The organism is Streptomyces paromomycinus (assembly GCF_003865155.1).
Classification (GTDB): Bacteria; Actinomycetota; Actinomycetes; order Streptomycetales; family Streptomycetaceae; genus Streptomyces; species Streptomyces chrestomyceticus.
The window spans coordinates 4,842,624-4,866,293 of sequence record NZ_BHZD01000001.1 but is presented as its reverse complement, the minus strand read 5'-3'; the positions used below and the strand labels follow the sequence as shown (position 1 = coordinate 4,866,293).

At 67.5% G+C, this 23,670-nt stretch carries 20 protein-coding genes; 12 read left to right on the top strand and 8 right to left on the bottom strand.

The features are described 5' to 3' along the window. Positions 1-24 precede the first annotated feature (24 nt). The 3 genes from OEIGOIKO_RS20535 to OEIGOIKO_RS20525 form a co-directional block, all read right to left on the bottom strand. A complete protein-coding gene (locus OEIGOIKO_RS20535; protein ID WP_125055279.1) occupies positions 25-1,284 on the bottom strand; it encodes an MFS transporter in 1,260 nt (419 codons plus the stop codon). A gap of 78 nt (positions 1,285-1,362) precedes the next feature. Continuing rightward, positions 1,363-2,445: an inositol-3-phosphate synthase gene (locus tag OEIGOIKO_RS20530; RefSeq protein ID WP_125046027.1), complete on the bottom strand. Its 1,083-nt coding sequence runs from the start codon at positions 2,443-2,445 to the stop codon at positions 1,363-1,365. A 48-nt stretch (positions 2,446-2,493) separates the two neighbouring features. Then, positions 2,494-3,165, bottom strand: coding sequence for a PadR family transcriptional regulator (locus OEIGOIKO_RS20525; RefSeq protein ID WP_125055278.1), 672 nt, complete (start codon positions 3,163-3,165; stop codon positions 2,494-2,496). Positions 3,166-3,530: 365 nt separating this feature from the next. On the opposite strand from OEIGOIKO_RS20525, the gene OEIGOIKO_RS20520 reads away from it, so the two are divergent. Then, positions 3,531-6,227, top strand: a complete 2,697-nt coding sequence (locus OEIGOIKO_RS20520) for a transglycosylase domain-containing protein (RefSeq protein WP_125055277.1) — start codon at positions 3,531-3,533, stop codon at positions 6,225-6,227. A gap of 113 nt (positions 6,228-6,340) precedes the next feature. Beyond that, positions 6,341-7,822, top strand: coding sequence for a glycosyltransferase family 87 protein (locus OEIGOIKO_RS20515; RefSeq protein ID WP_125055276.1), 1,482 nt, complete (start codon positions 6,341-6,343; stop codon positions 7,820-7,822). Positions 7,823-7,915: 93 nt separating this feature from the next. On the opposite strand, the gene OEIGOIKO_RS20510 is transcribed toward OEIGOIKO_RS20515, so the two are convergent. The 3 genes from OEIGOIKO_RS20510 to OEIGOIKO_RS20500 all read right to left on the bottom strand — a co-directional run bounded on the left by OEIGOIKO_RS20510 (position 7,916) and on the right by OEIGOIKO_RS20500 (position 10,560). Further along, on the bottom strand, positions 7,916-8,947 hold the full coding sequence (locus OEIGOIKO_RS20510; protein WP_125055275.1) for an alanine racemase: 1,032 nt from the start codon (positions 8,945-8,947) through the stop codon (positions 7,916-7,918). 57 nt (positions 8,948-9,004) lie between these two features. Beyond that, on the bottom strand, positions 9,005-10,123 hold the full coding sequence (locus OEIGOIKO_RS20505) for a lipid II:glycine glycyltransferase FemX (protein ID WP_125055274.1): 1,119 nt from the start codon (positions 10,121-10,123) through the stop codon (positions 9,005-9,007). Between the two features lie 119 nt (positions 10,124-10,242). Further along, a complete protein-coding gene (locus tag OEIGOIKO_RS20500; protein WP_031007735.1) occupies positions 10,243-10,560 on the bottom strand; it encodes a hypothetical protein in 318 nt (105 codons plus the stop codon). Between the two features lie 230 nt (positions 10,561-10,790). Between OEIGOIKO_RS20500 and rpsF the strand changes: the two genes are divergently transcribed. The 4 genes from rpsF to rplI all read left to right on the top strand — a co-directional run bounded on the left by rpsF (position 10,791) and on the right by rplI (position 12,556). Next, positions 10,791-11,081 (top strand): 30S ribosomal protein S6, encoded by a 291-nt coding sequence (gene rpsF, locus OEIGOIKO_RS20495; RefSeq protein ID WP_003978891.1) that lies wholly within the window; start codon positions 10,791-10,793, stop codon positions 11,079-11,081. A gap of 77 nt (positions 11,082-11,158) precedes the next feature. After that, positions 11,159-11,749: a single-stranded DNA-binding protein gene (locus OEIGOIKO_RS20490; RefSeq protein WP_030017087.1), complete on the top strand. Its 591-nt coding sequence runs from the start codon at positions 11,159-11,161 to the stop codon at positions 11,747-11,749. A 105-nt stretch (positions 11,750-11,854) separates the two neighbouring features. Next, on the top strand, positions 11,855-12,091 hold the full coding sequence (rpsR, locus tag OEIGOIKO_RS20485) for a 30S ribosomal protein S18 (RefSeq protein ID WP_003978893.1): 237 nt from the start codon (positions 11,855-11,857) through the stop codon (positions 12,089-12,091). An 18-nt stretch (positions 12,092-12,109) separates the two neighbouring features. After that, entirely contained in the window at positions 12,110-12,556 is a 447-nt protein-coding gene (gene rplI / locus OEIGOIKO_RS20480) for a 50S ribosomal protein L9 (protein WP_031007733.1), read from the top strand. 91 nt (positions 12,557-12,647) lie between these two features. Here rplI and OEIGOIKO_RS20475 read toward each other — a convergent pair whose 3' ends face one another. Next, positions 12,648-13,526: a trypsin-like serine peptidase gene (locus tag OEIGOIKO_RS20475; RefSeq protein WP_125055273.1), complete on the bottom strand. Its 879-nt coding sequence runs from the start codon at positions 13,524-13,526 to the stop codon at positions 12,648-12,650. 39 nt (positions 13,527-13,565) lie between these two features. Next, entirely contained in the window at positions 13,566-14,903 is a 1,338-nt protein-coding gene (locus OEIGOIKO_RS20470) for an MATE family efflux transporter (RefSeq protein WP_125055272.1), read from the bottom strand. A gap of 464 nt (positions 14,904-15,367) precedes the next feature. On the opposite strand from OEIGOIKO_RS20470, the gene dnaB reads away from it, so the two are divergent. The 6 genes from dnaB (at position 15,368) to OEIGOIKO_RS20445 (ending at position 23,655) form a co-directional block, all read left to right on the top strand. After that, positions 15,368-16,843, top strand: coding sequence for a replicative DNA helicase (dnaB, locus tag OEIGOIKO_RS20465; RefSeq protein ID WP_030017091.1), 1,476 nt, complete (start codon positions 15,368-15,370; stop codon positions 16,841-16,843). Between the two features lie 248 nt (positions 16,844-17,091). Continuing rightward, complete coding sequence (locus OEIGOIKO_RS20460; RefSeq protein ID WP_435851862.1) at positions 17,092-17,778, top strand: TnsA-like heteromeric transposase endonuclease subunit; 687 nt, start codon at positions 17,092-17,094, stop codon at positions 17,776-17,778. Positions 17,779-17,780: 2 nt separating this feature from the next. Continuing rightward, positions 17,781-19,910, top strand: coding sequence for a helix-turn-helix domain-containing protein (locus OEIGOIKO_RS20455; RefSeq protein WP_125055271.1), 2,130 nt, complete (start codon positions 17,781-17,783; stop codon positions 19,908-19,910). Then, complete coding sequence (locus OEIGOIKO_RS42915; protein ID WP_246177447.1) at positions 19,907-20,080, top strand: hypothetical protein; 174 nt, start codon at positions 19,907-19,909, stop codon at positions 20,078-20,080. The genes OEIGOIKO_RS20455 and OEIGOIKO_RS42915 overlap by 4 nt, the downstream gene beginning before the upstream one ends. Before the next feature lie 54 nt (positions 20,081-20,134). After that, the gene (locus tag OEIGOIKO_RS20450; RefSeq protein ID WP_246177446.1) at positions 20,135-21,025 is read left to right on the top strand and encodes an ATP-binding protein; all 891 of its coding nucleotides are present in this window, start codon (positions 20,135-20,137) and stop codon (positions 21,023-21,025) included. Continuing rightward, entirely contained in the window at positions 21,022-23,655 is a 2,634-nt protein-coding gene (locus OEIGOIKO_RS20445) for a TniQ family protein (protein WP_281288370.1), read from the top strand. The genes OEIGOIKO_RS20450 and OEIGOIKO_RS20445 overlap by 4 nt, the downstream gene beginning before the upstream one ends. Positions 23,656-23,670 lie beyond the last annotated feature (15 nt).

The window sequence follows — 23,670 nt, the reverse complement described above, 5'->3', positions numbered from 1 at the left end:
CCGGAGCAGCTGGAGGTCAGAGCCTCAGCTCCGCAGGAAGCGCACCAGCAAGGCGGCGGTCGCGGCGTGCAGCAGGGCGACGCCGATGACGAGCAGACTCGACTTGCCGTCCGGCGGCAGCATCAGCGCCGCCACCGCCGCAGCGCCGACGTAGGCGACGTTGAAGAGCATGTCGTAGACGGCGAAGACGCGACCGCGGAAGGCGTCGTCCACCGAGGACTGCACCACCGTGTCCGTGGAGATCTTGGCTGCCTGAGTACTGAGGCCGAGCACGAAGGCGGCCACCAGCATCGGGCCGTACGCGAAGGCCAGCCCCAGAGTCGGAGCCAGCACGGCAGACAGCCCCGCACAGCACGCCATCCAGGCCAGGGGACCGAACCGGGCTACGGCCGGAGGCGTGACGACCGCTGCGGTGAAGAAGCCGGCCCCCGATACGCCGACGGCGATTCCGAGGAGTGCCAGCCCGTTCGCTTCGCTGTCGGACCAGGCGTACCGGCACAGCATCAGCACCATCACCGTCAGCGCTCCGTAGCAGAAGCGCAGCGCGGTCATCGCTGTCAGCGCGACCGCGGCGGTACGGCGCTCGGCAAGATGGCGCAGGCCCTCGACCAGGCCACGGGCGGTGCTCGACACGGCGGTGCGCAACCGCGGCTGGAGCTCGCCGGGTTCAGGCCCGAGCAGCCCCGGGGCCATCCGCAGGGAGACCCCGGCAGCGCAGAGATAGAGGGCCGCGGCCAGCACCACGACGGCCGAGTTCGACTCGATGCCCGCGAGCCGTGCCGTGAAGGCGAGACCACCGCCCGCGGTGGTCGCGAGAGTGCCGGCGGTCGGGGACAGGGAATTGGCCAGCACCAGGCGCTCCGTACCGTCGACCACGCGGGGCAGGGCGGCCGAGAGCCCGGACAGCACGAAGCGGTTGACGGCCATGACGGAGAGGGCGGACGCGTAGAAGAGCCAGTCCGGGACCTGGGCGGTGATCAGGGCTGCGGTTCCGGCGGTGAGCGCGGTGCGCAGCAGATTGCCGTACAGCAGCACCTGCCGGCGGCGCCAGCGGTCGAGGAGGACGCCGGCGAAGGGGCCGAGGAGCGAGTACGGAAGCAGCAGGACCGCCATGGCCGAGGCGATGGCCGCGGGAGAAGCCTGTTTCTCGGGTGAGAAGACGACGTACGTGGCGAGCGCGACCTGATAGACGCCGTCGGCGGCCTGGGAGAGCAGCCGCACGGCCAGCAAGGAGCGGAAGTCGCGCAGCTGGAGCAGTACGCGAAGGTCACGCACAACGGGCATGAGACCCAGCCTCACACAGCTCACAGGCCCCCGGACGGAATTTCCGGGGGCCTGTGAGCACGGGGGAGGGCGCGGAGGTTAGCGCTCGACCTCACCCTTGATGAACTTCTCGACGTTGGCGTGCGCCTCGTCGTCGAAGTACTGCACCGGCGGCGACTTCATGAAGTACGAGGACGCGGAGAGCACCGGGCCGCCGATGCCGCGGTCCTTGGCGATCTTCGCGGCGCGCAGGGCGTCGATGATGACACCGGCGGAGTTCGGGGAGTCCCAGACCTCCAGCTTGTACTCCAGGTTCAGCGGGACGTCGCCGAAGGCGCGGCCCTCCAGGCGCACATAGGCCCACTTGCGGTCGTCCAGCCAGGCGACGTAGTCCGACGGGCCGATGTGGACGTTGTCCTCGCCCAGCTCGCGGTCGCGGATCTGCGAGGTGACGGCCTGGGTCTTGGAGATCTTCTTGGACTCCAGGCGCTCGCGCTCCAGCATGTTCTTGAAGTCCATGTTGCCGCCGACGTTCAGCTGCATCGTGCGGTCCAGGACGACGCCCCGGTCCTCGAAGAGCTTGGCCATCACGCGGTGCGTGATCGTGGCACCGACCTGGGACTTGATGTCGTCACCGACGATCGGCACACCCGCCTCGGTGAACTTGTCCGCCCACTCCTTGGTGCCGGCGATGAAGACCGGGAGGGCGTTGACGAAGGCGACCTTGGCGTCGATGGCGCACTGCGCGTAGAACTTCGCGGCGTCCTCGGAGCCGACGGGCAGGTAGCACACCAGGACGTCGACCTGCTGGTCCTTGAGGACCTGGACGATGTCGACCGGCGTCTCGTCGGACTCCTCGATGGTCTGGCGGTAGTACTTGCCCAGGCCGTCGAGGGTGTGTCCGCGCTGGACGGTCACGCCGGAGTTCGGCACGTCGCAGATCTTGATGGTGTTGTTCTCGCTGGCGCCGATGGCGTCCGCCAGGTCGAGGCCGACCTTCTTGGCGTCGACGTCGAAGGCGGCCACGAACTCGATGTCACGCACGTGGTAATCACCGAACTGCACGTGCATCAGGCCGGGCACGCGGGTGTCCGGGTCTGCGTCCTTGTAGTACTCGACGCCCTGTACCAGCGAGGCGGCGCAGTTGCCCACGCCGGCGATGGCTACGCGAACCGAACCCATTCCGGTTGCTCCCTGTGATCTCGACAAGGTCCCGCTGACTGCGGGACCTCATGTGGTGGTGTCATCGGACGGATCCGGCCGGGAACCACCCCGACGCCGGGGCAGGCCGCCCGCATCTCCTGACGTGTCCTTCTGGTGCTGCTCGGCAGGGTCGACGGCGCGCTGGTCGCGGCCGGCGCGCTCGCTCTCGATCAGCTCGTTGAGCCACCGGACCTCGCGTTCCACGGACTCCATGCCGTGCCGCTGAAGTTCGAGGGTGTAGTCGTCCAGCCGCTCACGCGAACGGGCCAGGGAGGTGCGCATCTTTTCGAGGCGTTCCTCCAGCCGGCTGCGACGGCCTTCGAGGACCCGCATCCGTACGTCGCGCGAGGTCTGCCCGAAGAAGGCGAAGCGGACGCCGAAGTGCTCGTCCTCCCACGCGTCCGGGCCGGAGTGGGCGAGCAGCTCCTCGAAGTGGCTCTTCCCCTCCGCCGTCAGCCGGTAGACGATCTTCGCCCGGCGGTTGGTGAGGGACGCGGGTTCCGGAGAACCGACCGTCTCTTCGGTCAGCCAGCCGTTGGCGACCAGTGCCTTCAGACAGGGGTAGAGCGTGCCGTAGCTGAACGCACGGAAGACCCCCAGTGAGGTGTTGAGCCGTTTGCGCAGCTCATAGCCGTGCATGGGGGACTCGCGAAGCAGTCCGAGGACGGCGAACTCAAGGATGCCGGACCGCCTGCTCATGTCCGCCTCCTTGGTGTCGTGCGCTCTTTATGCCGAGCTGATGTATCGATCCGATACATCCAGACGATAGATCGGCCCCCGGGGAGGAACAAGAGGGGGGACGGTGAACGCCATCACATCACCGTTTCGTTCTACCCAACCTGACTGATTTGGAGTGAATTTCGACGGTGGGCAGGTTTTGGCCGTGCGTAGTCTGTGCGCCATGCAAACTGCCGGGAACCGCGGGGCGGAACATGACGTCCCCGTCCTCGGTGTAGTGCGACCCCATGCGCCATATGGGTGCCGTACGTCGGGGGGACCTGAAGCCAACTGCCGCCTTCAGGCGACGAGATAGATAGCGCGCCTGCCCGAGGAGTATTCGTTCCATGAGCGAGCACCGTCGCAAACCGCCCCAGCCGCAGGGCGGCGGACGTGCTGCGGCCCGACGAGCCGCACAGCAATCACCGGGGCGCCGCGCCGCGCCCACCCGCGGCTCCGCCCCTGCCCCCGGCCCCGACTCCGGGGCGTACGGGCAGGAACGGCCGGCCGGCGGCAGAGCCGAGGCCCGGCGTGCCGCACAACGCGGCGGCCGACGACGTGCCTCCGACACGGCGGCGATGGCCTCGGGCAGTGGCCATGGCGGCCGCGGCGGCGGACGCCGTGGTGGTGGCGGTGGCGGTGGTGATGAAGGTGGCCGCGGACGTGGCCGGGGCGCAGGCAGGCCCGGCAAGAAGCGGATCATCGACTACCCGAGAGCCGGGAAGATCGGCTGGCGCCGGTTCGTGCCCTCGTGGAAGCAGACCCTCGGCACCTGCATCGGGTTTCTGGCGCTGATCGTCGGAGCGTCCGGTATCGCACTGGCCTACGTGGACATCCCGGACCCGCAGAAGGCGTCGCAGCTGCAGAAGAACGTCTACTACTGGTCCAACGGCAAGCCGATGGTCGTCGCCGGCGGTGGTGAACTCAACCGGCAGATCGTACCGATCTCCTCCATCCCCGCGACCATGCAGGACGCGGTGATCTCGGCCGAGAACGCCTCCTTCTACGAGGACTCGGGCATCGACCCGATGGGCATCGCGCGGGCCGTCTTCAACATGGCCAGGGGTGGTGAGACCCAGAGTGGTTCCACCATCACCCAGCAGTACGTGAAGAACACCTACCTCGACCAGTCGCAGACCATCAAGCGCAAGCTCACCGAGCTGTTCATCTCGGTGAAGGTGGGCATCAAGGAGGACAAGAAGGACATCCTGGCGGGCTACCTCAACACCGCCTACTACGGCCGCGGTGCGTATGGCATCCAGGCCGCGTCCCGGGCGTACTACGGCAAGGACTGCGACAAGCTCACCCCGAGTGAGAGCGCCTTCATGGCCGCCCTGCTCAACGGCCCCAACCTGTACGACCCGTACATCACCACGGAGACCAAGGGCGCGAACCTCAAGCGCGCCGAGTACCGCTGGAAGTGGACGCTGGACCGCGAGGTCGAGGTAGGCCGGATGAAGAAGCCGGACCGGGATCAGATCAAGGATTTCCCGATGCCGCTGAAGCCCAAGAAGGCCATGGACCTCCGCGGCCAGAAGGGCTACCTGGTCGACCTGGCCAACAACTACATCACGGCCAACACCAAGATCACGGACGCCATGCTCAAAAAGGGCGGCTACGAGATTCACACGACCTTCGACGAGAAGCAGGTCAACGAACTCGCGGCGTCCGTCGACAAGGTCACCAAGGAACACATCAAGCCGGACGAGCGCGAAGTGGACAAGTACGTCCAGTTCGGCGGTGCCTCGGTCGAACCGGGCACCGGCAAGATCGTCGCCATCTACGGCGGCAAGGACGCGACCCAGCACTACACGAACAACGCCGACTACACCGGTGTCCAGGTCGGCTCGACCTTCAAGCCGTTCGTGCTGGCGTCGGCGATGAGCGAAGGCGTACGGGACCCGCACAACCCCGAACGGCGCACGCGGGTCTCGCCGAACAGCATCTACAACGGTGACAACAAGCTGAAGCTGCTCAACTACGACGGGACCGTCTGGCACGACAAGGACGGCAAGGAGTGGCACCAGGCGAACGACGGCAACGAGGACAAGGGCAAGGTCACTCTCCGCACCGCCATGCAGTTCTCGGTGAACACCCCGTACATCCAGCTCGGCATGGATGTCGGCCGCGACAAGGTGAAGGAAGCGGCCATCGCCGCGGGGCTCCGCGACGACCAGAGCATGGCGAAGACCACCCCGGCCTTCTCGCTGGGCACCTCGGCGCCGAGCGCGATCCGGCTGGCCGGCGCGTACGCCACCTTCGCGGCCAGCGGGCAGCAGGACGATCCGTACTCGGTCGAGTCCGTCGAGAAGGACGGCCGGACCAAGTACGAGCACACCAAGAAGCCCAAGACGGGCTTCAGCGCCGCGGTCGCGGACAATGTGACGGACGTGCTGAAGACCGTGGTGGAGAAGGGCACCGGTACGGCGGCGAAGCTGCCCGGCGGGCGCGAGGCGGCCGGCAAGACCGGTACCACCGACGACAACAAGTCGGCCTGGTTCGCCGGCTACACGAAGCAGCTGGCCACCACGATCGGCATGTGGCGGGTGGACGACCAGGCCAAGCAGCAGCAGTTCCTCAAGATGTACGGCGTGGGCGGCGAGAAGAAGGTCCACGGCGCGTCGTTCCCGGCGCGTATCTGGGCGGACTACATGGCGCAGGTCATGAAGGGCAAGAAGCTCGAACGCTTCCCGCAGCCCGCGCCGATCGGCCAGACGGTCTACGGGGACGGTATGAGCCCGTCGCCGAAGCCCACCCCGTCCGCTCCCCCGCCCAGCTCCCCGACGCCCACCCCCAGCAAGTCCGCACCGACCAGTCCTACGCCCACCCCCACGCCGACCAAAACGTGCGCGGACTGGGACCTGAACTGCCGGACCAACGGTGGTGCGACCGGCGGGGACACCGGTGGACGTCCGGGCGGCGGAGATTCCGGCGGCACCACTCCGACACCCGACCCGGGCACCGGTGGCCCCGGGGGCGACGAAGGCGGCATCTTCGGCCACCCGGCCGGCGGCTCGGGGGCAGGGGGACGACGCGACTACTGACCGGTGACTGTTTCACGTGAAACGTGAAACGTGACGGAGAAGCCCCCGGACCCGTGCATACGGGCCGGGGGCTTCTCCGCGTTCGGCCCAGGCCCGTACGGCAGGATGGGCGCATGACGAGCGTGCGACAGGACGAGCCCGTACGGCCGACGCGACGGGACGAGGTGGCGGCGGCCGGCAGCGAGCTGGTCGGCGGCCCTGCCGGGCGGCGCGCGGTCTTCGGCACGGGCTGGTGGAGCCCCGTACGCGTCATCGCACTCGTCATGATCGGGATGTTCGCGCTCGGCATGGTGCAGAAACTGCCGTGCTACGAGAGCGGGTGGTTCTTCGGCGCCACCAGCCAGTACACCCACGCCTGCTACTCCGACATCCCCCACCTGTACGCGGGCCGTGGCTTCGCCGACGGTCTGATTCCGTACTTCGACAGACTGCCCGGCGAGATGGAGTACCTCGAATACCCGGTCCTGACCGGCGTGTTCATGGAGGTCGCCTCCTGGCTGACCCCGCACGGCGGCTCCATGCAGGACCGGGAACAGATCTACTGGCTGGTCAATGCCGGCCTGCTGATGGCCTGTGCCGCCGCTCTCGCCGTCTGCGTGGCACGTACCCACCGCCGCCGCCCCTGGGACGGCCTCCTGGTCGCCCTCGCTCCCGCCCTCGCGCTCACGGCCACCATCAACTGGGACCTCCTGGCCGTCGCGCTGACCGCCGTCGGGATGCTGATGTGGTCGCGCAGCCGAGCCCTCGCAGCGGGTGTGTTCATCGGGCTCGCGACCGCCGCGAAGCTGTACCCGGTGCTGCTGCTCGGCCCGCTGCTCGTCCTGTGCTGGCGGGCCGGACAGTGGCGTGCCTACGGCAAGGCCGTCGCCGGAGCCGCGGCCGCGTGGCTGGTCGTCAACGTGCCGGTGATGATCACGCACGACGGGTCCGGATTCCACCTCCGGGAGGGCTGGGCGAAGTTCTACACCTTCAGCCAGGAGCGGCCCATCGACTTCGGATCGATCTGGCTGCTCCTCTCCCAGCGCACCGGCAATCCGCTGGAGGACGCGAACACCTACGCGACGCTGCTGATGATCGTGGGGTGCGGCGCTCTGGCGCTGCTCACCTTCTACGCACCCCGCCGGCCACGGTTCGCGCAGCTCGCCTTCCTGGTCGTCGCGCTGTTCATCCTCACCAACAAGGTCTACTCGCCGCAGTACGTGCTCTGGCTGATCCCGCTCGCCGCGCTGGCACGGCCGCGCTGGCGTGACTTCCTGGTGTGGCAGGCGTGCGAGGTCATGTACTTCCTCGGCATCTGGATGTACCTGGCCTACACCGGCAACGGCGACAAGCACCAGGGTCTGCCGCTGGAGGGCTACCAGCTGGCCATGGCACTGCACCTGCTGGGGACGCTGTACCTGTGTGCCGTGGTGGTACGCGACGTGTTGCTGCCGGAGCGGGACGTCGTACGCAAGGACGGCGAAGACGATCCGTCGGGCGGCGTGCTGGACCACGCACCGGACGTCTTCGTGCTCGGCCGGGCACAGCACCTGCCACGGCATGCTGTGCAGTTCGAGGGAGCACCGCAGGTGCGCTGGGGTGCGGCCCGGAAGTAAGCAGGTCGGCAGCAGCGCGTACGGAACAGGCCCGGGGCCGCAGAGCAGATCTGCGGCCCCGGGCCTGTGCTGTTCCGTACGAGCGACCGCGGCTCAGCGGTCCACGAGGCGGTCGTACTGCGTCGTGGTGTGCCGCAGGTGCGCCACCAGTTCCTCCCCGACGTGGGGCTCGGGGGCGTCACCCGGCACGAAGAGGATGGAGACCTGCATGTGCGGGGGCTCCGCGAACCACCGCTGCTTGCCCCCCCACACGTACGGCGAGAGGTTGCGGTTGACGGTCGCCAGGCCCGCCCGCGCTACGCCCTTGGCGCGGGGCATCACGCCGTGCAGCGCCTTGGGCGACTCCAGGCCCACACCGTGCGACGTGCCGCCGGCCACCACGACCAGGTAGCCGTCGGAGGCGGCCTTCTGCTGGCGGTAACCGAAGCGGTCGCCCTTGCCGACCCGGGTGACGTCCAGGACCGAGCCGCGGTACTGGGTGGCCTCGTGGTCGCCGAGCCACAGCCGGGTGCCGATCCGTGCGCGGAAGCGCGTCTGCGGGAACTGCTGCTGGAGGCGGTGGAGCTCATCGGCCTTGAGGTGACTGACGAACATCGTGTGCAGCGGCAGACGGGCGGCCCGCAGCCGGTCCATCCAGCCGATGACCTCCTCCACCGCGTCGGAGCCGTCGGTGCGGTCCAGCGGCAGGTGAAGGGCGAAGCCCTCCAGCCGTACGTCCTCGATGGCCGCGGCCAGCTTCGGCAGGTCCTCGGGCAGTACGCCGTGGCGCTTCATGCTGCTCATGACCTCGATGACCACCCGGGCGCCCACCAGGCCGCCCACGCCCTCGACCGAGGAGACCGAACGGATGGCGCGGTCCGGCAGCGGAACCGGTTCCTCGCCGTGCCGGAAGGGGGTCAGCACGAGCAGGTCACCGCTGAAGTAGTCCTTCATGCGGGCCGCTTCGTACGTCGTCCCCACGGCGAGGAGGTCGGCGCCGAGCCGGGTCGTCTCCTCGGCGAGGCGCTCGTGGCCGAAGCCGTAACCGTTGCCTTTGCAGACCGGGACGAGACCCGGGAACTGCTGCAGAACGCTCTGCTGGTGTGCCCGCCAGCGCGCGGTGTCGACGTAGAGGGTGAGCGCCATGGCCGGGCCCGGAACCTTTCTCGTGGCTGCGATGCGGTCGAACAGGGGGTGTGACGGTCAGCGGCGCGACATGTAGATGTCGAGCGCCTTGTGCAGGAGCTTGTTGAGCGGGAAGTCCCACTCGCCCAGGTACTCGGCTGCCTGCCCGCCCGTGCCCACCTTGAACTGGATGAGGCCGAAGAGGTGGTCGTTCTCGTCGAGCGAGTCGCTGATGCCACGCAGGTCGTAGACGGTGGCGCCCAGCGCGTAGGCGTCGCGCAGCATCCGCCACTGCATGGCGTTGGACGGCCGGAACTCCCGGCCGATGTTGTCCGAGGCACCGTAGGAGTACCAGACGTGGCCGCCGACGACCAGCATCGTCGCGGCGGAGAGGTTCACACCGTTGTGCCGGGCGAAGTACAGCCGCATGCGGTTGGGGTCCTCGGTGTTGAGGGCTGCCCACATCCGCTGGAAGTAGCTGAGCGGCCGCGGCCGGAACTTGTCGCGCACCGCGGTGATCTCGTACAGGCGCTGCCACTCGGCGAGATCTTCGTAGCGGCCCTGGACGACCTCGACGCCGGCCTTCTCGGCCTTCTTGATGTTGCGGCGCCACAGCTGGTTGAAGCCCTTGTGGACGTCCTCCAGCGAACGGTTCTCCAGCGGCACCTGGAAGACGTACCGGGGCTGGACGTCACCGAAGCCGGCCCCGCCGTCCTCGCCCTGCTGCCAGCCCATCCGGCGCAGCTTGTCGGACACCTCGAAGGCGCGCGGCTCGATGTGGGTGGGCTCGACGTCACGCAGGCGCTTGACGTCGGGGTCCTGGATCCCCGACTTGATCGCGGCGGAGTCCCAGCGCCGAATGATCACCGGCGGGCCCATCTTGACCGAGAAGGCGCCCTGCTGCTTCAGGTGCGCCAGCATCGGCTTGAGCCAGTCCTCCAGATTCGGCGCGTACCAGTTGATGACCGGCCCTTCGGGCAGGTACGCGAGGTACCGCTTGATCTTGGGCAGCTGGCGGTAGAGGACCAGACCCGCGCCGACCAGTTGCCCGGTCTTGTCGAACCAGCCCAGGTTCTCCGAGCGCCATTCGGACTTCACATCGGCCCAGGCCGGCACCTGCATGTGGCTCGCCGAAGGCAGGCTCTGGATGTACGCCAGATGCTGCTCTCGGCTGATGGTCCTCAGGGTCAGGCTCATGCGGGGCGCTCCTCGGCAGGTTTGTCCCCAGGGTCGGGGCTCCGGCTCTCGCGCCGAAGCCTACTGTGACTGGGGAGCGCCCCGTCTGGGCGTAGGGGGGTGGAGCCCCCGCCGCCCGGCTAGCCGAGCAGCCCGCCGAAGAGTCCGCCGTGCGCCATGCCGAGGAAGAAGCCGACCGCCGCGGCGCCGAGGCCGATGATCAGCAGGAAGCGCTCGCCGGTGGTGGCGGAGATGAACTGTCCCCATGCGCCGGTGCCGATGCCGATCAGTCCCGTCCAGGAACTCAGCAGGTGAAGGTGGTGGAAATGGGCGGTGGCGAAGGCGATCGCGCCGAACACCAGCGTCACGGCGACGAGGGTGTTCTCGACGGGATGGGCCTTGCCGTCGCTGTTCAGAAGAGAGAGAAGGCCGTGCTGCGGCCGGACTGCCTGTGCCATGCGGCACCTCCGAAGACAGGGCGGCGAACTGTAACGCCGCTCACACCCGTTGTGTTCCAGATTGGGGGGATCAGCGGCCGGATTTCAACCGGAAGCCCACGGGCGGGTACTCTGTACAGTCTGCGCCCACGTCTGCCCAGGTCTCCTGGCCGGGCCGGGTGCGGAACGCATCATGACCCTCCTGCCACGGAACGACCGTGGCCGCTGAGTCCAAAGGAGGTGGGTTCTACATGCGTCACTACGAGGTGATGGTCATCCTCGACCCCGATCTCGAGGAGCGCGCTGTCTCCCCGCTGATCGAGAACTTCCTCTCCGTCGTCCGTGAGGGCAACGGAAAGGTCGAGAAGGTCGACACCTGGGGCCGTCGTCGTCTCTCGTACGAGATCAACAAGAAGCCCGAGGGCATCTACTCGGTCATCGACCTGCAGGCCGAGCCTGCGGTCGTCAAGGAACTCGACCGTCAGATGAACCTGAACGAGTCGGTCCTCCGGACCAAGGTCCTCCGTCCCGAGACCCACTGACGCACCAGCGTCAGCGGTAACCGGGTTCGAGTAGCAACACCAGCAGCCAGCAGCACACCCGCCGAGAGGTTCCCCTAATGGCAGGCGAGACCGTCATCACGGTCGTCGGCAATCTTGTCGACGACCCCGAGCTGCGCTTCACCCCGTCCGGTGCGGCGGTCGCGAAGTTCCGCGTCGCGTCCACCCCCCGCACCTTCGACCGCCAGACCAATGAGTGGAAGGACGGCGAGAGCCTGTTCCTGACCTGCTCGGTGTGGCGTCAGGCGGCGGAGAACGTCGCCGAGTCCCTCACGCGGGGCACTCGCGTGATCGTGCAGGGCCGCCTGAAGCAGCGGTCGTACGAGGACCGCGAGGGCGTCAAGCGCACGGTCTACGAGCTCGACGTCGACGAGGTCGGCGCCAGCTTGCGCAATGCCACGGCCAAGGTCACCAAGACCTCGGGCCGCGGTGGCCAGGGCGGAGGCTTCGGCGGCGGTCCGCAGGGCGGTGGCCAGGGTGGCGGCGGCTGGGGCGGCGGCCCCGGCGGCGGCCAGCAGGGCGGCGGCGGTGCTCCCGCCGACGACCCGTGGGCGACCGGTGCCCCTGCCGGCGGCGGCCAGCAGGGTGGCGGCGGTGGCGGCTGGGGCGGCGGCTCCGGCGGCGGCTACTCGGACGAGCCGCCCTTCTAGGTCCGGCATCCGGCACGTACACGCGCTGTTTCACGTGAAACAGCGCGAGCCGGCCGGGGCCTGAGGGCGTCAGCACAAACTTCTTGAACTCACTGGAGAGAGACAATGGCGAAGCCGCCTGCTCGCAAGCCTAAGAAGAAGGTTTGCGTGTTCTGCAAGGAGAAGATCTCCTACGTCGACTACAAGGACACGAACCTGCTGCGGAAGTTCATCTCCGACCGCGGCAAGATCCGTGCCCGCCGGGTGACCGGCAACTGCACCCAGCACCAGCGTGACGTCGCCACGGCCGTGAAGAACAGCCGTGAGATGGCGCTGCTGCCCTACACCTCCACTGCGCGATAAGGGAAGGGTGACCGACTCATGAAGATCATCCTCACCCACGAGGTCTCCGGCCTCGGCACCGCCGGCGACGTCGTCGACGTCCGCGACGGTTACGCCCGTAACTACCTGGTCCCGCGCGGTTTCGCGATCCGCTGGACCAAGGGTGGCGAGAAGGACGTCGAGCAGATCCGCCGCGGTCGCAAGATCCGCGAGATCGCCTCGGTCGAGCAGGCCAACGAGGTCAAGGGTCAGCTCGAAGGCGTCAAGGTGAAGCTGGCCGTGCGTGCCGGCGACGCCGGCCGCCTGTTCGGCTCCGTCACGCCGGCCGACGTCGCCTCGGCGATCAAGGCCGCGGGCGGCCCCGACGTGGACAAGCGCCGCGTCGAGCTCGGCTCGCCGATCAAGACCCTGGGCGCGCACCAGGTGTCCGTACGCCTGCACAGCGACGTTGTCGCGAAGCTGGGCGTCGAGGTCGTCGCCGCCTGATAGCAGCGACACCGCAGCACACGAAAGGGCCGCACTCCGGGAACGGGGTGCGGCCCTTTCGCGTGCGCGGACTGCTCAGAGCCGCGGGCTCTCAGCCTTCGTCCGCTTCCTGGGCCCGCTCGTAGAGATCGGCGACAGCCTCACCGAAGTACGCGGCGTAGGAGACATCGTCCTCGTCGCCGCCGCCCTGGTGCCCGCCCAGCACGCCGATCACCGTGCCGGTGTGGCTCTTGGGGTCGTAGTCGGCGAGCCAGGGGCTGCCGCTCGTGCCGCCCGCGAAGTCGGTGCACCTCACGCGCATCTGGGTGTCGCTGAACTTCGTGGCGCGGTTGTGGCAGGAGATCGGCGTCTCACTGCTGGTGGGGTAGCCGGTGATCTTGACGTCATTGTCGAAGCCGGGGTCGATGCCGAGCGTGTTGCCGCCCAGCACGTCCTGGATCTGCTTGCCGTCCTTGCTGCCGAGGACGAGGAAGGCGACGTCCATGTCCTCGTCCTGGGACGTGGCCCAGCGGTCGTCGACGACGACCTTCTCGACCTTCCACAGGCCGGTCGGCTCCTTGCCGTCGCGGTAGTCGGGTGCGAAGACCAGGTCGTTGACGGGCTGGCCGGTCTCGGCGTCGAAAGCGCAGTGCGCCGCGGTGATCAGCATGTTCCGGCCGGGGCTCTGCACGACACTGGCGGTGCAGAAGTGGTCGCCGGAGTCGTCCTTCTCGAAGATGGCCCCGACGCGGGCGTTCTGCTCGGTACTGCGCGGGGTGTACGCGCTGCCGTCGTCGGCGGGCGCGGTGGCGGACGGGTCCTGGTCCTGGGGGTCCTGGCGGGCCTCTCCCGACTTGCCGTGACCACTTCTGAGCGTGCCGTTGCCCCGGCTGCTGGTGTCGGCCTCCTGGGAGGCGTAGCCCACTATGGCGCCTGCCCCGACGACGGTCAGCGTCAGGGGCAGGACGATCTTCCTGGCAAGCGGGCGCACAGGGTCATTATCATCACGGGACCGTTGTTTCGGGTGGCTTCAACGCGAGGCTCCGGTCACAATCCAGCGGCCCGACCGGGTGCGTGCCCACAATGTCAGCATCCGCACGGTCATCATCAGGGCCATGGCCCACCACAGTGCGGTCAGGCCGCCGCCGACGACCGGCACCAGCAGCGCGGCGGGCGCGAAGAGCGCGAGCGTCACCAGCATCGCCCAGGCCAGGTAGGGGCCGTCGCCGGCGCCCATCAGTACGCCGTCGAGGACGAAGACGATGCCGGCGACCGGCTGGGTGAGGGCGACGACCAGCAGCGCGGGCAGCAGGGCGTCCTTGACGGCCTGGTCGTCGGTGAACAGCGGCATGAACAGCGGCCGGGTGAGGACGACGAGCAGCCCGAGCACCACACCGGAGGCGATGCCCCACTGCACCATGCGGCGACAGGCAGCCTTGGCGCCCGCCACGTCGTCGGCTCCCAGGTAGCGGCCGATGATCGCCTGGCCGGCGATGGCGATGGCGTCCAGGGCGAAGGCCAGCAGGGACCACAGGGTGATGACGATCTGGTGGGCGGCCACCTCGGCGTCACCGAGGCGGGCGGCCACGGCAGTCGCGATCATGAGGACGGCGCGCAGCGAGAGCGTACGGACCAGCAGCGGCACCCCGGCCTGGGCGCAGGCGCGGATACCGGCCGCGTCCGGTCGCAGCGAGGCGCCGTGCCGGCGGGCGCCCCGCACCACGACGACCAGGTAGACGGCGGCCATACCGCACTGGGCGACGACCGTTCCCCAGGCGGATCCGGCGATGCCGAGCCCGGCGCCGTAGACCAGCCCGATGTTCAGGGCCGCGTTGACGGAGAAGCCGCCGATGGCGACGTACAGCGGTGTCCGGGTGTCCTGGAGACCGCGCAGTACGCCGGTGGCCGCCAGCACCACGAGCATCGCCGGGATGCCGAGGGCGCTGATGCGCAGGTAGGTGATGGCGTACGGGGCGGCGGTGGACGAGGCGCCGAAGATGTCGACGAGCCAGGGTGCGGTGGGCAGGACGGCGGCCAGTACGGCGGCGCCCAGCAGCAGGGCGAGCCAGATCCCGTCCATGCCCTGCCGGATGGCGGCCGAGCGGTCACCGGCACCGACCCGCCGGGCGACGGCGGCGGTGGTGGCGTACGCGAGGAAGACGAAGACCGAGACCGCGGTCGTCAGCAGCGGGGCGGCGACGCCGAGGCCGGCGAGCTGCCGGGTGCCGAGGTGGCCGATGACGGCGCTGTCGACCATGACGAAGAGCGGTTCCGCGACGAGCGCGCCGAAGGCGGGCAGAGCGAGCGAGATGATCTCGCGGTCGTGGCGGCGGTCGGTGCGCCGCGGCGTCGCGGGGGCCTGTGTCATGCCGTCAATCTAATCTTCCACAGGTAAGTGGCACAACTGCAGAGCAATCATTACTTGGCGGCGCGTGGAGCGTTCTCCTCCACGCCGTTCGGCCCGATCATGAACAGGTTGCCGAAGTTTTTCTCCCCCACAGCCTATGGACGACAAAGCTGCAGGTCAGGTGGGTGGGGGTCGGCTGATTGTGTGTTTGTCCACAGCGGTGTCCCCCGTGCCGTGCACAGGATCGGCGCACTTCTCCACAGGAACGGGTGCTTCGTCCACATGGCCTGTGGATAACCAGATTGGCGGACGGTGCCGACGGGCCTACCGTAGTCCGGCGCCTGGCCCCTGTTCCGGTCTGAGAACCCGTCCGAACTCGACGCGCCGTAACCGGAGTCGGGCGTCTCGTTTGTCAGAGCCGTGCCGTAAGAAAGAAGGGCACAGCAAGGTCCGCGCCGCGGACGGGAGGAGGTGCCGGGGTGAGTATGCCCGAGCCCGTGGAAGACCCCTGGGCGGACGCCGGCCCCAGTGACCGGCTGCCTGCCGCGCGCTCCCGTCGGGGCGAGGGCAAGGGCCGGGGCCGCGACGACCGCCGTGACCGTGGCGGTGACGAGGAGGGCGGCTGGCCCTCCGGCGGTTTCGAGCGGGTGCCGCCCCAGGACCTGGACGCCGAGCAGTCCGTGCTCGGCGGCATGCTGCTGTCCAAGGACGCCATCGCGGACGTCGTCGAGGTGCTCAAGGGCCACGACTTCTACCGGCCGGCCCACGAGCTGATCTATCAGGCGATCCTCGACCTGTACGCCAAGGGTGAGCCGGCCGACCCGATCACCATCGCGGCCGAGCTGACCAAGCGCGGCGAGATCGCCCGGGTGGGCGGCGCGTCGTATCTGCACACCCTGGTCCAGTCCGTACCGACGGCGGCCAACGCCGAGTACTACGCCGAGATCGTCCACGAACGGGCGGTCCTGCGCCGGCTCGTCGAGGCCGGCACCCGCATCACGCAGATGGGATACGCGGCCGACGGCGACGTCGACGAGATCGTCAACAGTGCCCAGGCGGAGATCTACGCCGTCACCGAGCAGCGCACCAGCGAGGACTACCTGCCGCTCGGCGACATCATGGAGGGCGCCCTCGACGAGATCGAGGCGATCGGCTCCCGCCAGGGCCAGATGACCGGTGTGCCCACCGGCTTCACCGACCTGGACTCCCTGACCAACGGCCTGCACCCCGGCCAGATGATCGTCATCGCGGCCCGTCCCGCGATGGGTAAGTCCACCCTCGCGCTGGACTTCGCCCGGGCCTGTTCCATCAAGAGCAACCTGCCGAGCGTGATCTTCTCGCTCGAAATGGGCCGCAACGAGATCGCGATGCGTCTGCTGTCCGCCGAGGCGCGGGTGGCCCTGCACCACATGCGGTCCGGATCGATGACGGACGAGGACTGGACCCGCCTGGCCCGGCGGATGCCGGACGTGTCGGCCGCGCCGCTCTACATCGACGACTCGCCGAACCTGTCGATGATGGAGATCCGCGCGAAGTGCCGCCGCCTCAAGCAGCGCAACGAGCTGAAGCTGGTGGTCATCGACTACCTCCAGCTGATGCAGTCCGGCGGCTCCAAGCGCGCCGAGAGCCGCCAGCAGGAGGTGTCGGACATGTCCCGAAACCTCAAGCTGCTGGCCAAGGAACTGGAGCTGCCGGTCATCGCGCTCTCGCAGCTGAACCGTGGCCCCGAGCAGCGTACGGACAAGAAGCCGATGGTTTCGGACCTGCGTGAATCCGGTTCGATCGAGCAGGACGCGGACATGGTCATCCTGCTGCACCGAGAGGACGCCTACGAGAAGGAATCGCCCCGCGCCGGCGAGGCCGACCTGATCGTGGCCAAGCACCGTAACGGTCCGACGGCGACCATCACGGTGGCCTTCCAGGGCCACTACTCCCGTTTTGTGGACATGGCGCAGACCTGACCTGGAGGCGTGTAGGGCCTCATTTTCCGTGTCGGAATCTCACGATCGATGTCGGATGGATGTCGGATACGACATCGTCGTGAGATTGGCCAGACTCTTGAGGCTGAATTCGCTCAAACGTGTGGACGTTCCAAGCTCTCTTGGTGCACGTACTGCCGTACGGCCCAGGCTGTCACCGACTGCTTGATCGCATCGAACCTGATGCTGCGGGAGTGGGGGGTGCTCGTGCCAGTTGAGTCGGCAGTGGTGTGTTTCCGTACATCGGCCGGGGGTTCGAAGACGAGCCATGGGAAAGCGTCAGCAGCGCGTCGTTAGCGACAGCGTCTCCATGGCGGACATTCCGGTGGTACGACGGCCAGAGGCACTACTCGGGCACCTACTGGTCCTCGACCATGCGTGACCACGTGATCTACGAGTCACGGCTTGAACTTGCTCGACTGCTGTTTGACGACTTCGACCCATCCGTCCGCCGCATCCTTGCCCAGCCCTTCCTGCTGAAAGCCGAGGTGGAAGGAAAGGTTCGCAAACACATTCCGGACTACCTTCTGATCAGCGAGGACGGTCCGGTCGTGGTCGACGTCAAGCCGAGGCACCGGGTGGCCAAGCCAGAGGTGGCGTTCACTTTCGACTGGACGCGGCGGCTGGTGGAGACACGCGGATGGCGATACGTCGTGTGGAGCGAACCTGCGCCGGCGGAACTCGAGAACCTTCGGTTCCTCGCCGGGTACCGACGTGACTGGCTTTTCGATGGTCTCCTGCTCGACGAACTTCGAGCGATGGGTCTGGATTGCCGGACACTTGGCGAACTCGATGACGCACTCGCCGGACGAGAGCCGGAGGAGGTCCGTGCTGGGGTCCTTCACCTTCTCTGGCGTGGTGAGCTGGTCACCGACTTGAGTACCCCGCTCAGCGGTCATCACGTTCTGAGGGCTTAGAAGTGAGCTGGGCCGGAGTCCGCGTGGGGGTTGGTACACGGTTCCGCTATGACGGCGAGACCGTTGAGGTAATCGAGCTGGCGATCACCGCGAACGGCAACGAGGCGGTACTGAAGAACGGCCGCGGGAAGCTGCTGAGACTGGCAGTGAAGGAACTGCTGCTGTCTGATCGAGTTCGTGTGATCCCGGATGCTCCGGGACCGTCCAGTGACGACGACGAAGACGTCGCTGGCGTCGTGCTGAGCCAGCTGTCGAAAGCCGAGCAAGACGGACTACGAGAGCGGGCAGGCCATGTCCGGGAAGTTCTCACCGGTTACCGGTCGGGCGCTCCGGAGCTGGCAGCGGAAGGCGAGCCGAGACTGGAATACTCGCCTGACCTCCCGCTAGGCGAGCGCTACGCGAGCAAGGCCGCTGAACTCGGCGTCACCGTCCGTACCGTCGAGCGCTGGGTTCGGGACTTCCGCCGTGGCGGCGAGGCGGGCTTGGCGGCTGCCGGGCGACCCGCACGTGGGCGGGCCACGAAACTGGATGACCGATGGGTGGAGACAGCCACGGAGGTCATGGTCGAGCATGCCAAGGAGTCCAAGCCGTCCCGCACGCTGGTGATCGAGCGGACCCGAGCACGGGTGGTTGCACGGTTGGGTCCGGATGTCGTCCCGCAACCCAGCCGGGCTACTGCCTTCCGGCTGCTTGAGGAGTTGGAGGACCAGCACCCGCTCTTCCGACTGAGTGCGAAGCGGAACCGGGACATCGCTGGCCGGCCAAATGAGCCTTATGGCAAGTTGCGGCCGACCAGGCCGGGAGAGTACCTCCTGATGGACTCCACCCGGCTGGACGTTTTCGCCTTCGACCCGCTCACCCTTCGATGGGTGCAGGCTGAGCTCAGCATCGGTATGGACTGGTACACCCGCTGCATCACCGGCATCCGCCTCACCCCGGTGTCGACGAAGGCGGTGGACGTCAGCGCGGTGCTCTACCAGTCGTTCCGGCCCAGGCCGGCTGGGAAGGACTGGCCGCGCTACGCGGTCTGGCCCGAGCACGGCATCCCACGGACGGTCCTCGTGGATACGGCTGTCGCCGAAGGAGCTGGTGCAGCTGGCCCCATTCTGGTTCCGGAAACCCTGGTCATCGACCACGGAAAGCAGTACGACTCCGAGCATCTGACCAGCGTCTGCCGACGGATGGGCATCTCGATCCAGCCTGCGAGGCTACGGACGGGCCGCGACAAAGGGCCAGTCGAAAGATTCTTTCGCACCCTGCGCGAGGGCCTGCTTCAAGCACTACCCGGCTATAAGGGGCCGGACGTCCATTCCCGGGGGGAGAACCCCGAGGACGACGCCTTCTTCTTCCTGCATGAGCTGGAAGCGATCATCCGTGAGTGGGTCGCGGCGGTCTACCACCACCGACCGCACACGAGTCTGGTCGACCCGGGCCTGCCAGGGCTGCGGATGTCCCCCGCCGCGATGTTCGAGCACGGCATGGCTCGGGCGGGTTACGTCGAGGCCCCCAGAGACCCCGACCTCGCCTACGAATTCCTGAAGACCGAATGGCGCACGATCCAGCACTACGGAGTCGAGATCGGCCGTAGCCGCTACAGCGGCCCCGGCCTCAAGGGCCTCAGCGATGTCCGGAGTCCCTACAAGGGTCCGGTCGAGAACGGATGGCCCTTCCAGGTCGACCCCGACGACATCACTCGCATCTACGTCCGGGACCTGGACCGTCGCTGGCGCACCCTGACCTGGGAACATGCGCCCACGGCCGGTATGCCGCTGAGCGAGGATGCTCTCGCCTTCGCCCGGAAACTGGCTGCTGCGAAGTATCGCTTTCCTGACGACCGTCTTGCGGTCGCCGACCTATTGGAGCGCTGGAACCTCGGCCTGGGCACAACTCTGGCAGAGCGGCGGATGGCCCTGCGGCTATCGCGAGAGCAAGCGGCCATCGAACTGCCCGAGTCCGACGAGTCAGTCGTCTCGCTGCCCTCAGTCCGCAAAGCCCTGGGGGACAAAGAGAGCTCGTCCCACGAGGAGCTGGAGGAGATGGAGCCGGCCGAGACGGGTGATGACGACGAGGCCGACTTCGAAGTCCTCGTCGATGAGGATGACTTCTACGCCGACGCACTGGAGGACGTGTGACTGACCCGCTCCCGCTGGGCCTGGGGAATCTGGCGTTGTCGCGGAAGGAGGACTTCAAGGAGTTCGCCAACGCTCCGCGTCGCGAACAGCCAAGGTTGCTGACGAGGGCAGAGCTGAAAGCTCAGACCTCTGAGGCGAGAGCCGTCTACGACCGACTGCGGCGGGAGTGACATGCCAACCTCGGGCCGATCAGGACGCAGCAACTGGCCGACCTTCACGAGGACTTGTGGGACATCGTCGACAGCAATCAGCAGGATGGTGACAAGGCCAAGGGCGCCGTGGCTGTCGACGCCTTTCCTGGCCTCGGGAAGACGACGACGGTGCTGGCGTTCCTCCGTGAGTTCCACCACCGGGAGATCGCCGAGAACGGCGAGTTCACAGCGCAGGGACACGAACGGCTTCCGGTCTGCCGGGTTGGACTGACCGGCAATACCGGCATGAAGGACCTCAATCGTGCCATTTTGGAATTCTTTGGCCATGCCGGACGCAACCGCGGAACAGCCGCCCAGATGGGCCAGCGGGCCCTGGACTGCGTGTTGTCCTGCGAAGTGCGCGTCCTCGCCCTCGACGATCTGCACTTCCTGAAGTGGCGCAACACCAGCGGCATCGAGGTCAGTAACCACCTGAAGTGGATCGCCAACGAGTTCCCCGTGACCTTGCTGATGATCGGCGTCGGACTCGCTGAGAAGGGCCTGTTCAGCGAAGGAACCACTTCTGGTGACACAGCCCTGGCCCAGACAGGCCGGCGCACGACTCGACTGGACATGCAGCCCTTCACCATCAAGAACGAGGCGGGCCGCCGAGAATGGAGGAAGATGCTCCTCGCCCTGGAGAAGCGAGTGGTCCTAGCCGATAAGTACCCCGGCATGCTTGCAGACGATCTTTCCGACTACCTCTTTGCCCGCAGCACCGGGCATATCGGCTCGCTGATGACACTGATCAACCGGGGCTGCCAGCGAGCCGTCCGCAGCGGCACCGAACGCCTCGACCGTGACCTGCTCGACCGAGTGAAGAACGACGAGGCATCCGAGAAGGCTCGCAGGGAGCTCGAAACAGCCCTGGACAAGCGACGACTCACCAGCCGGCTCCGATCCAGCAACCGGAAAGCCGCGTGACGTCCGGCCTGCGGACTCTCCCGATCAGAGTCGCGCCGCTGCCAGGAGAAGCCTTGGACTCCTGGCTGGAGACTCTGGCCCACCGCAGCATGGTCAGCTTCCGCGAGATCCTGATCGCCTTGGGACTGCCCGGCCGGCGCGACGGCAGCCTCCCTGACCTCACCCGCTACCTCGAGCCGGAGCAGGCCGAGCAGGCCGCGGCCGTCAGCGGAGTCCCCGCTGACCGGTTGCATGCGATGACGTTGCGCCAGTACGACGGCCATGCGCTCGTACTGCACCCTCACCGCCGGACGGTGAACCGCATGCAGCTATGGGGCCGAAACGGCTCCCGATACTGCCCCCAGTGCCTTCACGAACACGACGGCCGCTGGCAGTTGTGCTGGCGTCTCCCCTGGAGCTTCGCTTGCACTCGGCACCGGATCCTGCTGCCGCATGCCTGTCCCTCTTGCAACCAGCGCACCTGCCACGGCCGAGTCAGCATCTTCCGTGATCTTCCACCCCATCAGTGTCCTACGACGCTGAAACCGTCAGGGGCGCTCTGCCAGACGGACCTCGCCCTGGCCCCCGCGGCCGCCCTTCGCGAAGACAGCCCAGTACTGGCGTCGCAGCGCTGGATCAACGACCTGCTGGACCGAGTCGAACAGGGACAAGCGCAGTCCCTCCCCACACCACAAATGATCTTCAATGACCTGCGTGCGCTGGCCTCCTGGGTCTTGCGCATCGCGGAACCCGGCGACTTCCCGACACTCGATCCGCATGTCGAGCAGGCATGCCAGGATTACGCCGGAGACGGCCAGTTCTCGCCCACCTCGGCGGCAGTGACCGCAGGCGGACTCACCCGCGCCGTCCACATCCTTCAACAGGGCTCCGACAAGACAAACATCGCCACGCTGCGGACCCTCCTCGAACGAGACGGCGAGCGACTGGACCTCATGCCCCTCGGCGATGTCAACAAACGCTGGAGGGCACACTCCACTGCACTGCAACAACTGATCTGGCAGGCCATGGATACACGCATGGCGAACGTGGACCGGCTCCGCTTCCGAAGCTGCACCACTCGCCCGCGCCCACCCCACAAGATGAACGAGACCTTGACCACGGCACGGGCCGACCGAGTCCCACAGTTGCTCTGGCGTGGATGGACTGCCCGCGTCCTGCCCGCCGCCGGCGTCCGGAACATTGGCAACTTCCGCGCGGCCCTGGCCGTCGCACTCCTCCTCCCCGGAGCATCCAAACGTCACTTCGATCCCCTGATCAGCATGCTCGGCCATCAGGCGCAGCTCGACGTCCACTACACGCTCGCCGAGCTTGCCCAGCAGGGCCACGACGGAGTCCTCACCGGGCTCTGCGAGATCGCCGACTACCTGGACACCCAGCCCGTCCCCATCGACTACGAACGTCGACGCGGGCTGACAGGTGACGGCCTCTTGCCCGCTGATGACTGGGTTTCGATCTGCACACAGACCGGTGTCCACCCGGGGCAGGAAGCGCGGCTGCTGTCTGTGCGCCGCTACCTCTATCAGCGCATCACCGGAAATGATCTCCGGCAGGCGCCAGAGTCGCTCCGGATCACGACCGCCGAGGAGGCGGGAGGCGTCGCGGTGGTTCCCTTCCGGATCACCGCCGCCCTACTGGGAGCTCTCGACGAGTACGGCGAGAACTACCTACGGGGTTTGGGCATCGACGAACCGCTGACCTGGGAGCCTCCAGCGGACCTTGCCGCAGGACTCTGCCTGCCCGGCAGACCAGTGGACGTGAGACGAGCACACCGTCTCATCTGCGCTGAGGGCCAAGCGCCCGCCGTCGCGGCGAAGGAGATGGGCGTCGCTCTGGAAAGCATCCGCCATTGCTTCGAGCAGCACCCACCCAGCAGCCCCTGGCCCTCCAAAAGCGGCGGATCTTGGGTCGACCCCAGCAGGCCCATTGCTCGACGATCCCGGCTTGCAGCAGCTCAGGCCCGCCAGCAAGCACACACCATGCTCACCGACGAATTCCTGCGACGCGAGTACCTCGACGCGCGGAAGACGGTCAGAGAGATCGCCTCAGAGACCCATCTCCCCAAGAGGCTCATCAGTGAGGTGCTGAATCAGTCCGGCCTCATCGCCAGCCGAGAGCCATCGAGGAAGCCGATCGTCGATGAGCAGTGGCTCCGAGAGCAGTACATCCGGCAGGCCCGGACCCTGGCCAGCATCGCCACCGAGCTGGACATGAGCCCAACGACCCTGACACGCCACCTCCGGGCCGTGGGCATCGAAATCCGTCCACGCGGCGGACGCCGGTCCGTGAGCCGAACGGAACTCGAATCAGTACCGCCGCTGATCCGGCCGGCCCTCACAGATCGGCGCTGTTGGGGCCGGCTTCAGCGGTTTCGAGAAGCCATGGAGCATCGCACCCTCGCCGAGGCATCACGTCAGCTCGGCACCACTCGCTCGGTCCTTTACGCCCAGTTTGCTGCCCTGGAAGGTGATTTGGGCGTCCAGCTCTACATCCGCCCCCGCCGGGGCGAATCACTCCGCCCCACCAAGGCCGGACAAGCCGTGATGGACGCGCTGACCGACAACGAAGGCGCCCGACCAGGCGGCAACACCATCGAGACCGGCATTCCTCCCGCCTCCAGGCAGAACCCATGACCAGCCGATCGTCGG